The sequence below is a fragment of the Aeromonas sp. 602200 genome (assembly GCF_049173895.1).
In the GTDB taxonomy this organism is placed as follows: Bacteria; Pseudomonadota; Gammaproteobacteria; order Enterobacterales; family Aeromonadaceae; genus Aeromonas; species Aeromonas veronii_A.
The window spans coordinates 21,643-35,517 of sequence record NZ_JAAKSL010000001.1 but is presented as its reverse complement, the minus strand read 5'-3'; the positions used below and the strand labels follow the sequence as shown (position 1 = coordinate 35,517).

At 59.6% G+C, this 13,875-nt stretch carries 10 protein-coding genes; 7 read left to right on the top strand and 3 right to left on the bottom strand.

The genetic code is table 11. From position 1 onward, the window contains the following. Positions 1–505 precede the first annotated feature (505 nt). Positions 506–2,191, top strand: coding sequence for an aspartate:alanine antiporter (locus G5221_RS00155; RefSeq protein ID WP_005345980.1), 1,686 nt, complete (start codon positions 506–508; stop codon positions 2,189–2,191). A gap of 264 nt (positions 2,192–2,455) precedes the next feature. On the opposite strand, the gene fabB is transcribed toward G5221_RS00155, so the two are convergent. Further along, positions 2,456–3,667 carry a beta-ketoacyl-ACP synthase I gene (gene fabB / locus G5221_RS00150; protein ID WP_421262573.1) on the bottom strand — a complete coding sequence of 404 codons (1,212 nt, stop codon included), beginning with the start codon at positions 3,665–3,667 and terminating at the stop codon, positions 2,456–2,458. A gap of 90 nt (positions 3,668–3,757) precedes the next feature. On the opposite strand from fabB, the gene mnmC reads away from it, so the two are divergent. Then, positions 3,758–5,776, top strand: a complete 2,019-nt coding sequence (mnmC, locus tag G5221_RS00145) for a bifunctional tRNA (5-methylaminomethyl-2-thiouridine)(34)-methyltransferase MnmD/FAD-dependent 5-carboxymethylaminomethyl-2-thiouridine(34) oxidoreductase MnmC (RefSeq protein ID WP_421262572.1) — start codon at positions 3,758–3,760, stop codon at positions 5,774–5,776. Positions 5,777–5,884: 108 nt separating this feature from the next. Here the strand turns inward: mnmC and G5221_RS00140 are convergent, their stop codons facing one another. Together G5221_RS00140 and G5221_RS00135 are read right to left on the bottom strand one after the other, a co-directional pair. Beyond that, entirely contained in the window at positions 5,885–6,481 is a 597-nt protein-coding gene (locus tag G5221_RS00140) for a DUF922 domain-containing protein (RefSeq protein ID WP_216978862.1), read from the bottom strand. 183 nt (positions 6,482–6,664) lie between these two features. Further along, on the bottom strand, positions 6,665–7,129 hold the full coding sequence (locus G5221_RS00135) for a hypothetical protein (protein WP_421262571.1): 465 nt from the start codon (positions 7,127–7,129) through the stop codon (positions 6,665–6,667). Between the two features lie 195 nt (positions 7,130–7,324). On the opposite strand from G5221_RS00135, the gene dcuC reads away from it, so the two are divergent. The 5 genes from dcuC (at position 7,325) to G5221_RS00110 (ending at position 13,790) form a co-directional block, all read left to right on the top strand. After that, positions 7,325–8,677 (top strand): anaerobic C4-dicarboxylate transporter DcuC, encoded by a 1,353-nt coding sequence (gene dcuC, locus G5221_RS00130; protein WP_421262570.1) that lies wholly within the window; start codon positions 7,325–7,327, stop codon positions 8,675–8,677. A 91-nt stretch (positions 8,678–8,768) separates the two neighbouring features. After that, positions 8,769–10,415, top strand: coding sequence for a bifunctional metallophosphatase/5'-nucleotidase (locus tag G5221_RS00125; RefSeq protein ID WP_216978863.1), 1,647 nt, complete (start codon positions 8,769–8,771; stop codon positions 10,413–10,415). 193 nt (positions 10,416–10,608) lie between these two features. Then, positions 10,609–12,252, top strand: coding sequence for a hypothetical protein (locus tag G5221_RS00120; protein ID WP_421223797.1), 1,644 nt, complete (start codon positions 10,609–10,611; stop codon positions 12,250–12,252). 144 nt (positions 12,253–12,396) lie between these two features. Continuing rightward, the gene (locus G5221_RS00115; RefSeq protein ID WP_005333421.1) at positions 12,397–12,900 is read left to right on the top strand and encodes a M48 family metallopeptidase; all 504 of its coding nucleotides are present in this window, start codon (positions 12,397–12,399) and stop codon (positions 12,898–12,900) included. A gap of 26 nt (positions 12,901–12,926) precedes the next feature. Further along, positions 12,927–13,790, top strand: coding sequence for a DUF2927 domain-containing protein (locus G5221_RS00110; protein WP_421223796.1), 864 nt, complete (start codon positions 12,927–12,929; stop codon positions 13,788–13,790). Positions 13,791–13,875 lie beyond the last annotated feature (85 nt).

Here is a 13,875-nt window from a genome sequence, read left to right as displayed (position 1 = left end):
AAGTGCAGCAAGCCCTGTCAGGACGCGGGATTGCCTGTTATCCCCTGCAACAGGAGACCATTTTACAGGCTAACCTGATTTTATTCTGTTTTGTCCCACCCTCTGTAACTGTTGATTAACAGGCTCTATTGGCACTTTCCGGAGATATCTTTTTGCCAGCCCTTTCCCCATATGGGAATGACGCTAGTATCTCGTCATTTGACTCTTTTACGACCAAGAGAGCCCCAGGTTGAATCTGCTGAAACCGATCTGTGGCGAAGCGCTAGACAGCAGAATCTAAAATCTCACCCATGAGAGTGCAAGCCCGGCTGCAACCAGCATGTTTCACTAATTGACAACGGGAAGGAGAGCAAAAATCACCTGATTTTTTCCGATGCTCCCCTTATCCCGCCGCCTGCTCATTAAATAGCGTCCGATAACTTCCGATTAATCCCCCTTATGCTTCTTTATTAGTGATAGATACGGCACAATATCGGCCCCACTTTTTTCCTCGGTTTTTCCGGGCATGACTATAGATTTTGTGACACTGCTGCATCAAAGCGACTCCCTGCTGCTCTTCGTGGTATTGGCCTTCGGCCTGCTGCTTGGCAAAGTGCGGATTGGCAACTTCCAGATTGGCAACACCATAGGTGTGCTGTTTACCGCCCTGCTGTTTGGCCAGATGGGCTTCGAGTTTACTGCCACCACAGAAAACGTCGGCTTTATGCTCTTCATCTTCTGTGTGGGGATTGAGGCTGGCCCCCACTTCTTCAGCGTCTTCCTGCGCGATGGCATCCACTACATCACCCTGACTCTGGTGATCTTGCTGACAGCTCTGCTGCTGACAGTGGGGCTGGCCAAGTTCTTCAATCTGGGGCCGGGCATGGCGGCGGGGATCCTGGCGGGTTCCCTCACATCGACCCCGGCGCTGGTGGGTGCACAGGATGCCCTGCGCAGTGGTCTGCTCAACCTGCCCCATCAAACCGATATGCAGGCGGTACTCGATAACATGGGCATCGGCTACGCCCTGACCTATCTGGTGGGTCTGGTTGGTCTGATGCTGGTGGTGCGCTATCTCCCGTCACTGGCACGACTCGATCTCAATACTGAAGCGCAAAAAATCGCCCGTGAGCGGGGTCTCTCCGACAGCGACAGTCGCAAGACCTATCTACCCATCATCCGCGCCTATCGGGTTGGCCCCGAACTGGCAGCCTGGATCGGTGGCCGTACCCTGCGGGAGACCGGCATCTACCCCCATACCGGCTGCTATGTTGAGCGGATCCGCCGCAACGGCATTCTCGCCAGTCCCGATGGCGATGCCGTCATTCAGGAAGGGGACGAGATCGCCCTGGTGGGCTATCCCGAGAGCCACGAGAAACTGGACGTCAACTACCGCAACGGTAAAGAGGTATTTGATCGCAACCTGCTCGACCTGCAGATCGTCACCGAAGAGATAGTGGTGAAAAACGACGCCGTGGTCGGCCGCCACCTGGTGGAGCTCAACCTCACCGAGAAGGGGTGCTTCCTCAACCGGGTGGTACGCTCCCAAATCGAGATGCCGTTCGATCGCAACATCATGTTGCAAAAAGGCGATGTGCTGCAGATCAGCGGCGAGAAACAGCGGGTCAAACTGCTGGCCAACAAGATCGGCTTTATCAGTATCCACAGCCAGACCACAGATCTAGTGGCTTTCACCACCTTCTTCGTGCTCGGCTTGCTGATCGGCTCCGTCTCGCTTGTGTTCGGCCAGATTGAATTTGGCCTCGGCAACGCCGTCGGTCTGCTGTTGGCTGGTATTCTGATGGGGTATCTGCGGGCCAACCACCCCACCGTGGGTTACGTACCGCCCGGAGCCCTGCGACTGGCCAAGGATCTCGGTCTTGCGGTCTTTATGGTGAGCACCGGCCTCAAGGCGGGTGGCGGCATTCTGGATCACCTGAGCGAAGTGGGTGCCGTAGTGCTCTTCTCCGGCATGTTGGTCACTACCCTGCCGGTGCTTGTCGGTTATCTGTTCGGGGTCTGGGTATTGAAAATGAACCCGGCGCTGCTGCTCGGCGCCATCACTGGTGCCCGTACCTGCGCCCCCGCCATGGATGTGGTCAACGAGGCCGCCAACAGCTCCATTCCGGCGCTTGGCTACGCAGGTACCTATGCGGTGGCCAACGTGATGCTGACGCTGGCAGGCTCCTTTATTATCGGCTTCTGGTTCTAACCAGTAACCATCAAATTACCGCTAACAAAGAAGGGAGCCTCAGGCTCCCTTCTTGCTATCTGCCTTTCTCCCAAGATGCGGAGCAGGCTTATTGGTGTGATCTCACCTGACACCAACCATCAGCGCTGAACTCTGCCCCCTATCCTACAATGGTTGACGCTCTGCTCTGCTCTGCTCTGCTCTGCTCTGCTCTGCAATGAGTGATGGCAGATCACGGAAACAAAAAAAGCGCCCTGAGGCGCTTTTTTCATATCAACCGGATAATCATGCTTTGAACCTGCTGAACACCAGGGAGGCGTTGGTACCGCCAAAGCCGAAGCTGTTGGACATGACGGTGTTGAGCTCGGCCTCTTCGTACTCGCGCACGATGGGCAGACCTTCGGCCTTCTCGTCCAGAGTCTCGATGTTGATGCTGGGAGCGATAAAGCCGTGCTCCATCATCAGCAGTGAGTAGACAGCCTCGTGCACGCCGGCAGCGCCGAGCGCATGGCCGGTCATCGCCTTGGTGGCAGAGATCTTGGGACCGTTGGCACCAAACAGAGTCTGGATGGCTTCCAGCTCCTTGGTATCGCCAACCGGGGTGGAGGTACCGTGGGTGTTGATGTAATCAACCTTGCCAACCCCCTGCATTGCCATCTTCATGCAACGCACCGCGCCTTCGCCGCTCGGCGCGACCATGTCATAGCCATCGGAGGTAGCACCGTAACCGGTCAGCTCGGCATAGATGTGAGCACCACGGGCCAGCGCATGTTCCAGCTCTTCGATCACTAGGATGCCGCCGCCACCGGAGATAACGAAACCATCGCGATTCGCATCATAGGTACGGGAGGCTTTTTCCGGCATGTCGTTGTACTTGGTGGAGAGGGCCCCCATGGCGTCAAACTGGATGGTAGAGGACCAGTCCAGCTCTTCACCGCCACCGGCGAAGACCACATCCTGTTTGCCAAGCTGGATCAGCTCAAGCGCGTGACCGATGCAGTGAGCAGAGGTGGCGCAAGCTGAACTGATGGAGTAATTGACACCCTTGATCTGGAACGGGGTCGCCAGGCAAGCAGAGGTTGTGGAGGACATAGTGCGCGGCACCATGTAAGGGCCCACACGCTTGACCCCTTTCTCGCGGGCGATGTCCACAGATTCCGAAGTGTTCTTGCCGGAGGCACCACCTGAACCGACCACCAGGCCGGTACGCTCGTTGGAGACCTGATCTTCCGCCAGACCGGCATCTTCAATGGCCTGCTGCATGGAGAGATAGGCGTAGGCCGCAGCGTCGCCCATGAAACGCATGACTTTACGGTCGATCAGTTCAGACGGATCGAGTTTGATGTTACCCCAGACACGGCTGCGCAGATTGTGCTGCTCGAACTGCTCGGAATAGGTGATGCCGGATTTACCTGCTTTCAGGGAGGCCAGCACTTCTTCCTTGTTGTTGCCGATACTGGAGATGACGCCGATACCGGTGATCACTGCTCTTCTCATTAATTCATCTCGTCTGGAAAAACTGGCGCCAAGTCTACCCGCTTTCGGCTGCCAAACTGGTCTGCTTTCACGTAGAATGCCCGCGATTTTGTGACGCGAGCCGAGGAAAACGTGAGTCAAACATCCTTACATCATGCCCGATTGGACTGGAATGAAGCGGGAACTCCTGTCTCCAGTGACTTCGGGGATGTGTACTTTTCCAATGATAACGGTCTAGGTGAAACCCGCTACGTCTTTTTGCAGCAAAACCGGCTGCCTGCGCGATTTTCGCACCACGATAGTGACAGTTTCGTGATAGGTGAAACAGGTTTCGGCACAGGCCTTAACTTTCTGGCGACAATGCAAGCCTTCCTGGAACAGGCGCCTCAATCCGGCAACGGCTCCCGTCTGCACTTCATCAGTTTCGAGAAATACCCCCTGACCCGGGACGATCTGCGCAAAGCGCTGGCTGCCTGGCCTGAACTTGGCCACTTGAGTCAGGATCTTATCGCCCAATGGCCGCTGCCGCTTTCCGGTTGCCACCGCCTGCATTTTGCGGGCGGCCGCATTCGCCTAGATCTCTGGTTTGGCGACATCAAGGATATGCTGCCGCTGGTACCGCACCGGGCAGAGGGGCTGGTGGATGCCTGGTATCTGGATGGTTTCTCCCCGGCCAAAAACCCGGAAATGTGGACACAGGAGCTGTTTGACGGTCTCGCGCGCCTCGCCCGTCCAGATTGCTCCATCGCCACCTTTACCTGTGCCGGTTTTGTCCGTCGTGGCCTGATTGCCGCCGGTTTTGCCATGAAGAAGGTGAAGGGCCACGGTAGTAAGCGGGAGATGCTGGTGGGGGATCGCACCGACAAGCAGCCGCAGCAGACCATAGCCCCTTGGTATGCCCGTCCTGCCGGACGCGCTGGCGAGGTAGTGATCATCGGCGGCGGCATCGCCTCGGCCATGACGGCGCTCTCTCTGGTGGAGCGGGGTCGCAAGGTGACGTTGCTGTGCGCAGATGGCGAACCGGCCACCGGCGCCTCGGGCAACCGCCAGGGTGCCCTCTATCCACTGCTTAACGGCGAGCACGATGCGCTGTCACGCTTCTATTCGCTCGCTTTTGGCTATGCCCGCCAACGGCTGCTGGCGTTGGCCGAACGCCATCCTATCGCTTTCGAATTATGTGGAGTGACCCAGCTCGGCTATGACGACAAATCGGCAGCCAAGCTGGCGAAAATGAACCAGGGCCCCTTCCCGGCCGAACTGATGCATCCCCTCTCTACAGCAGAGGTAGAGCAGGTGGTTGGCCTGCCCTGCGGCCACAGCGGCGTCAGTTACCCGCTGGGGGGCTGGCTCTGCCCTGCGGATCTCACCCGCGCTGCAATCAAAGAAGCACAAACCAGTGGTCTGCTGCAGGTGGAGTACCACACCCAAGTAAGCGCCATTGCCGAGCAGGCCGATGGCTGGCAAGTAGAAAGCCAGGATGGCCGCCACTGGCAGGCCCCCAATCTGGTGGTCGCCGCCGGTCACCAGTTGCCAGCATTGATCCCCTTTGCCGAGCTGCCGCTCTATCCGGTGCGCGGTCAGGTGAGCCATGTGCCGACCACAGCCAGCTTGCGTCAGCTCAAGACCGTGCTCTGCTACGATGGCTACCTCACGCCAATGCACAACGATCACCACTGCATCGGCGCCAGTTATGGCCGCAACCAAACAGACCTTGCGTTTCGAGCCGAGGAGCAAATCCAGAATCAGGTGCGGTTGCAAGCCTGCCTGCCGGAGCAAACCTGGCACGCCGAAGTGGATGTGAGCGGCAACGAGGCGCGCGTAGGGGTGCGTTGTGCCAGCCGGGATCACCTGCCGGTGGTGGGGCCAGTGGCCAGACTGCAAGGTCTGGCGGATCACTATGCGCAGCTGCAGCATGATCAGCACAACGCCCAGCCGCTCCCCCTTCACCCCGGCCTCTATGTGCTGGGGGCGCTCGGCTCGCGGGGCCTCTGCTCGGCCCCGCTCTGTGGTGAGCAGCTCGCCAGCGAGATCTGCGGCGATCCCTTGCCGCTGGCCGCCGATCTGCTGGAAGCGCTCCACCCAGCCCGTTATTGGGTACGCAAGCTGCTCAAGGGCAAAGCTCTGGTCTAAACCGGACTCTGCAAACAAATAGAATGGCCGCTCATCGGGCGGCCATTCTATTTATCAAATCATTCGATAAAGAGGCGTGTTGGCAGGATATCGGACCCTCTATAGCGCTCACTTGGGCCAATGCACCCCGAGCTGTTCGCCATAACCCGTCTGACGCTGGAAATCGTCTACCCGTGCCTTCACCTTGTTCAATTCGCCACTGCCAGCAGCCCACGCGGCATACCGCAACGCCTGGCAATCTGCATGTCCGGGTAGCCCAGCAATAGCGCCACCCACCTGATTTCCGCCTTGCAGCACCATCTCTTTGAAACGGGATTCATAGTCAAACATGCTGGAGAGCAGCCGACCCCAGCGCTGGCGAGCAGGGTCACTCCCCTCCGAACTCTGACGCCAGCGGGGCAACAATACAGTGGCATGAGTCGTTACCGTTACCCGTTTGAGCTGGCAGCGCCCCGGCAACTGGTCGGTTTCCAGCTGCCAGTCCACCTGATAACTCGCCTTGCCGAGCACAGGCTTGCCATTCACCTTGGGGGCACTCTGAGCAATGGCGCGTGCCAGTTGATCTGGCTGGGCAGCACTTACCTCATAAAAACGGACATTGATGCGGGACTCTGGCACCACTTGCGGCCGGCTCGGCTGAGCCTGACTCATCAGGGGCAACAGCAATAGCACGCTCCCCACTACTCCATAAACCTTGCTGACCATGCCAGACTACCTTCCTTGATTGCACGGGCGGAGTACCAACCTTGGTGAAACCCACCGCCACACAGATGACGGGTATAGCCTATGTGTGACCAAGAGGCGGCGCAATACAATGATGAGCCCAGAAATCAGAGCAAGCTCACAGGTTGCGTGAGCAAAGTATGGCACAAGGATGAAACTGTATTTTTATTGAGCAGGACGACTGATGCGCTGCCAGTCGAGGTGATAGTTTTTCACATTGATGTCATGACCATCTATCTGAATGAAATGATCATTTTTAAGACGGTTGGCAAAAAAGTCCTGATCTGCCCCCTCATTGAGCCACAGCTCGCAAAGTCCCCGTTTTCCCTCTTTGGCATAAAATCTCGGGGTGACCAGCAACGCGACCCCATCTACCCGGATGGCATGACGGGCCAGGCAGTTTGCTTCGGTGGTTTTGGATGCCAGCGCGGCAAAACGGGGTCTGTTCCCCTCGGCAGCCACCAGTACGCCGTAAGAGTGAGGAGCCATGAGACGCCGCATGGCGACCGCCTGATGAGGACCGGTTTGATGAAAACCGTCATTGGTTACCGCAAACACGCAAGTAGGTGAAAATAGCATCGCGAGCAGGAAAAGAGAGCGTTTAATGCCTGAAAAATCACCAATTACCATATAAAAGCCTCAAAAGACAACCAAGGCTGGCAAGGGTAGGTAGCCAAACCCGCTGGGTAAAGTACCTTTACCTTTCTTTAATTCTGTTCATGGGGTTAAACGTTGATTTAGCTCACACAACATCCTGTTTCCAGTCGCCACTCTACCCCTATCGGAATAGACTCCTTCCACTCTCATCCAATCAGAAGGCAACATATGCTGGAACTCATTGTTGGCACCCTGGTCACCCTGGTGGTGGGCCGTGCCATTTTCAAAGGATACTCCGCGACCGGGGTGCTGCTGAGCGGCGGCTTGCTGCTGCTGGTCATCACCGCCATGATGGGCAAGCCGGTACTGCCGAGCAAAGTGGTCAGCACCGGCTATATCGCAACCGATATCTTCGAATACGTCCGCTTCCTGCTCAATGACCGTGGCGGTGGACTGGGGATGCTGATCATGGTGCTGTGCGGCTTCGCCGGCTACATGAGCCATATCGGCGCCAACACCATTCTGGTCAAGCTGGCCAGCAAACCGCTCGGCATCATCAAGTCCCCCTATATCCTGCTGGTGGCTGCCTATCTGGTGGCCTGCGCCATGTCGCTGGCGGTCAGCTCCGCTACCGGCCTCGGCGTGCTGTTGATGGCCACCCTGTTCCCGCTGATGGTCAACATGGGGATCTCCCGTGGCGCGGCTGCGGCCGTGTGCGCCTCGCCAGCCGCTATCATTCTGTCACCGACCTCAGGGGACGTGGTGATGGCCGCCCAGGCAGCCAACATGCCGCTGCTGGATTTTGCCTTCAAGCTGACCCTGCCCATCTCGCTGGTGGCGATCGCCTGTATGGCGGTGACCCACTTCTTCTGGCAGCGCTACCTTGATCAAAAATCCGGTGAGCACAACGAGCCGGTCGCCCCGGGTGACCTGGTGACGACTGCGCCTGCCTTCTACGCCATCCTGCCCTTTACCCCCATCATCGGGGTGCTGGTATTTGACGGCAAATGGGGTCCGCAGCTGGATATCGTCACCATCATCGTCATGTGCATGGTGCTGGCCAGCCTGCTGGAGCTCGTGCGGATCCGCAATGGCAAGGAGCTGCTGGACGGTCTGCAGGTCTGCTGGCGCAACATGGCTGATGCCTTTGCCGGTGTGGTCATGCTGCTGGTCGGTGCTGGCGTCTTCGCCCAGGGTCTGATGACCATCGGCTTTATCGACACCCTGCTTGCTCACGCGCAGGATCTCGGTTCCGGCGGCCTGATCATGATGCTGTCACTGGTGGTGATCACCACCCTGGCCGCCTTCACCACCGGCTCGGGCAATGCCCCCTTCTACGCCTTCGTGGAGCTGATCCCCAACCTGGCCAGCAGCCTTGGCATCAACCCGGCCTATCTGGTGATCCCGATGCTGCAAGCCTCCAACCTGGGTCGCACCATTTCGCCGGTCTCCGGGGTGGTGGTCGCCTGTGCGGGGATGGGCAAGCTCTCGCCGTTTGAGGTGGTCAAGCGCACCAGTATGCCGGTCGCCGTCGGCCTGCTGGTGGTGATCGTCGCCACCCAGATCATGGTACCCGCCTGATCGCTGACCAGCCCGGCACCCTGCCGGGCTGGTATCCTCCCCCCCCTTTGCAGTAGACTCGGTGCTCATTTTCCCCCTAAGGAGGACCGAGATGAGTATTACGGTTCAACTTGCCCATTTCAGTGATTGCCACTCCCACTTCGATGGCGCGCCCATGAGCTTCTCCCCTATCGGTGAAGGCCAGTGGCGCACCCAGTGCGGCGGTTATGCCCGGATCCTGACCCGACTGACCCAACTGCGTGCAAAAGCCGCAGCTGCCGGCCAGCGTTTTCTGTTTCTGCACGGTGGCGACTCCTTTCAGGGCTCGCTCTATTTCAACCGCTTCAAAGGGCGCGCCAACGCCGACCTGCTCGCCATGCTGGCCCCCGATGCCATGGTACTTGGCAACCATGAGTTCGATCTGGGCAACGGCCCGCTGGTGGAGTTCTTGCGCCAGCTCGATTTTCCGGTGCTGGCCGCCAATCTGGATAACAGTCAGGAGCCTGCCGACACGCCGCTTGGGCTGTGGGATATTCCCCATCTCTACGACGCCCATCAGCCCTGGCATCGTCAGATGATCGACGGGGTTCCCTTTGCGCTGCTCGGCATCACCCTCGCCCAGATGGCTGCCATCGCCAACCCGGATCCCCACACCCGTTTCCACGCGGTCGCCGACACCCTCACCAGGGTGTTGCAGGAGATCAAGCGCGAAGGGATCCAGCATATCGTGCTGCTGAGCCACCTCGGGCTGGATCAGGACAAGCTGCTGGCCGAGCGCTTCCCCGAGCTCAGCCTCATCATCGGCGGCCATACCCATAGCCTGCTCGGCGATCTCGCGCCGCTGGGTCTGCCAAGCGAAGGCAGTTATCCGCTGATGAACAACGGGGTGGCTATTTTGCACGCTGGCCACAGCGCCCTCTGCCTCGGTGTCTGCGAGCTCACCTTCGATGAGGCGGGCCGCGTCGTGCAGAGTCAGGGGCAGCTGGAGTGGCTCCCCTGGCAGCCCTGGCCATTTGCCTCCACCCCACCCGCCGGGCTCACCTTCTGCGAGCCGGATGCACAGCTTGAAAAACATCTGGCCAAACGCTATCGGCCTGAGATTGAAACCATGAGCCAGCGCATCGTCACCCGACTGGCGGCGCCACTGCCCCATCAGCGGCTGCCGGATGCCACCCTGCCGCACGGCAGCCAGCTCGCCCCGCTGGTGGCCCGCGCCATGCTGACCGCTGCCCGTGAACAGGTAGGCGAGGTGGACTTTGCCCTGCACAATGCTGGCGGCGTGCGCTGCTCGCTGGAGCCGGGCCCCCTGAGCGAAGCGGATATCGCCGGTCGCCTGCTGCCGTTTGCCATTCCCCTCACCCTCTATCGGGTGCACGGTCACGAGTTGGCGGAGGCGCTGGAGAATGCCATCGACAACGCCACCAACAACGGCGTGGTCGGCAATGGCAACGGCAGCTTCCCCTACACCGCAGGGGTGCGATTCACCTATCAGGCCGATCGGCCCAAGGGCCAGCGCATCACCCGACTGGAGTGGGAAGCCGCCCCCGGCCAGTGGCAAGCGGTCAATGCCGCACAGGTCTATCGCGGGGTGTCGAGCGCCTATACCGCCTCCGGCAAGGAGGGTTACACCGCACTGGCGCGCACCCTGACCCAGCACAATCAGGAGCTCGGCATCACCCTGGCCGACGCTTTTATCCGCTGGGCCCGTCACCTGCCGACACTGGAAGCGCAGCCCCCCCTGCTTGAGTACATCCATTGATGCAGAGGGGGAATGGCTGGCTTCGCCACATCCCCCTGACGGCCAATATTGCCGCAGCCAGCGCCCGGTTCCCTGCAAGAACCGGGCTTTTTCGAGAATATTTTCCCCACACGGGCCTGCCCCATTGCATCGCACTCACTAGCTCGGCAAGATAGGCCCGCTTTCAAGACCAGCTGCAGGAACAGGCGACTTCATGAATCACTCCATCCGTTTCACTCCCCCTCGCGTCAACCCGGGTATCAAGCCAGCCATTGTGCTGCTGACCGCCTTGCTGGCGCTGCTCTTCTGTCTGCGCAACCCGCTCTTCCACGCCATGGCGCCGGGGTTTGATGCCTCGCTGTTCGCGGTGATGGGCAAGATGTGGAGCGAAGGGGGGGTGCTCTATCGCGACATGATCGACATCAAGGGGCCGATGATCTTCGCTCTCGACGCACTGGGCTATCGAATGGGGGGATTTGTCGGGATCTGGACACTGGAGTGGGTGCTCTGCTGGCTCGGATTGCTGGCCAGCTGGCAGGCCTTTGCCCAGCTCGGACTCTCGTTCAAGGCGCGCCTTGGCGCCATGCTGGCGGTGCTGGCTCTCTACGGCACCCGTTACTACTACGGCAACATGACTGAGGACTGGACCTTCCACCTCGCCCTCATCGCCCAGTGGGCCTTCATCACCCTGCTGCTGGACAAGGGATTTCGCTGGTGGCCGGCGCTGGTGGCGGCCCTCACCTTCGCCATCGTCGCCTGGATGCGCACCAACAACGGCGCCTTCTGGGGAGCCTGGTATCTGGTGCTGTTCTGCCACTGGTGTCTGCATGAGAAGTGGCGTGATGCCATCTTGCTGCTCATCTCCAGCCTGCTGGGGCTGGCGCTGATTGGCGGCCCGCTTTACGCCTACTTCCAGCAGCATGATCTGCTGGCGGCCTTCAAATACTACGCCTTCGACATCTTCTTCGAAGGGAGCTACGGCAATGGCTTCTCCCCCATGGTGGGCGCCGTCGGCCTGCTGCGCACCGGCCTTGTGATGCTGCTGCCCGCCTTCATCATTCTGATGCTGAGCCGCCGTCAGGAGTGGTATCTGCCCGCCCTGCTGGCAACCCTGTTTGGGGTGCTGTTTACCCTGATCGCCAACTCGGTCTCCGGCCATGTGTTCGATCACTACGACGTGCTCTATCTGCAACTGGCAGTGCTGCCGCTGGCGGTATTGCTGGATCGCAGCGAACAGCAGGCAGATGCCATCGGGCTGCTCTGCATCTCGCTGGTGGTGCTCACCGCCAGCTGGCTGCTGGCCCAGCAGCTCGGTTTTGGCTGGAGCACCAAGGAGTGGTCCCTCGAGCGGGTCAACGAGGTGCTCGGCACCAGCCTGCTGTGGGCGCTGCCGGTGCTGATCCTCATCCCCCTCTGGCGAGCCTGGGATGTGCGCAGTGCCACCCCCTGGCTGGCGACGCTGGCCATGCTGCTGCTGATGATCAACAACGCCTGGGAAGGGACCCTCAAGGGTCGCCCCTTCAATCCGGCGGCGCAGGTACGGGTCGATCGCATCAAGGCCGAGACAGTCCCGAGCGACAAGATCTGGGTCGATGGCATCCAGCCGCAATATTATCTCTGGACCGATCGCCAGCCAGCGTCCGCCTATCTCTTCTTTGCCAACGTCAATCCGCCCTATGACGTGCGCGAGCGGGTGCTGGCCGATATCCAGCGCCAGAATCCGAAGTTCATCATCGCCAAGCCGGATCGGGTGAGCGAGGAGCTGAAAAAGCCGAGCTCCCCTTCCCATCTCGCCTTTTATCAATACCTGACCAGCCACTACGAAGAGGTGGATCCGGGTCTCTATCGCCGACGCTGATCGTCAATACGCCCCGCAGGGCGGCCATTGTTGCAATGGCCGCCCTTTTTATTGCGCCAGATCGCCTTGCAGCGGCGGCCCGCAGTAGGCAAGCCCGCCCGAGATAACTACAATGACGCTCTTTTTGATGTAACGAGTGACACCATGGCGGAACTGACTTATCTGGGCGGCTATCCAGACCCCCTCAAGGCACAGGTACAGCAGCTGATTGCGGCGGGCAAGCTGGGGGAGATGCTGGCCAAACGCTATCCGGAAAGCCACCAGATCCAGAGCGACAAGGCGCTGCTTGCCTACACCATGGAGCTGAAGAACCGCTACCTCAAGAGCTCGGCGCCCCTGTCAAAGGTGGTGTTCGATGGCAAGATCAACGTGATCAAGGATGCCCTCGGCCTGCACACCTACGTCAGCCGGGTACAGGGCAGCAAGCTCAAGGCCAAGAACGAGATCCGCATCGCCGCCCTGTTCAAGGAGGCGCCGCCCCCGTTCCTGAAAATGATCGTGGTGCACGAGCTGGCCCATATCAAAGAGAAGGATCACAACAAGAGCTTCTACCAGCTCTGCCAGCACATGGAGCCCGACTATCATCAACTGGAGTTTGATCTCAGACTCTGGCTCACCTGGCGTGATATCGACAAGGCCAACCGCTAGGCTGACAACCGTTTCAGGGAGGAAACATGTCATTTGCCGCCATCCCCTTTGGTGCCACCCGCTTTATTGCCACTTTGGTAATGGCCAACTTGGGCTGCGCTGCCTATCCCCGCCGCGCGTCACGCGGGCTGCTGGCGCTGCTGCTTCTGCTCGCGGGCCACAGCGCCCTGGCCGATGAGCGCTGGCAGAGCGACAGCTATCTGGTCGAGAGCTTTATGGCCATCGCCATGGAGCGGGAGTATGGCGAAGCCAGGCAGACCCGTTTTGCCCGCTGGCAGCAGCCGATCCGGCTGCAACTTATCAACGAATCGGGTGACAAGCCGCTGCAGGCCGACGTAGTGAAGGTACAGGCGGCCCATCTGGCCCGCATCACCGGCCACCCCATCAGCATGGTGACCGCAAAGCCCAACCTCACCCTCATCATGACCGACTACAGCAAGATGAAGAGCTGGGCCAACCGCACCATGGGGGGGGATCCATCGGTCAAGATGGCGCTCAAGGAGGGGCTCTGCCTTGCCAACTTCGCAACCAATGCGAAACACGAGATCAGCCGTGCCACCATCATCATTCCGGTAGACTACAGCAGAGCCAAGGGGCGTTTTCTCGACTGCGTGGTGGAGGAGTTCACCCAGGTGATGGGTCTGCCCAACGACTCGGACAAGGTGTTTCCCTCCATCTTCAATGACAACAGCATCGACAGCTTTTTGACCGGGCTGGACTATGTGCTGCTCAAGATGGCCTATCACCCGGCCCTCAAAGCCGGAATGAGCAGTGCCGAGATCCGCGCCGCACTGCCCATTGCGCTGGCCGACCTGCGCGCCAAAGGGGAGATCCGCGAAGCCAACCGCCGGGTGCAGCAGCAGAGCCTGAAAAGCTGGGCGGGACTGTAACGGCATGGCTCAACCCAGAGCCAGACAAGCCACTGCGACTCACCACCAACAAAAAACGCAGCCACCTGGCTGCGTTTTTTGTTGT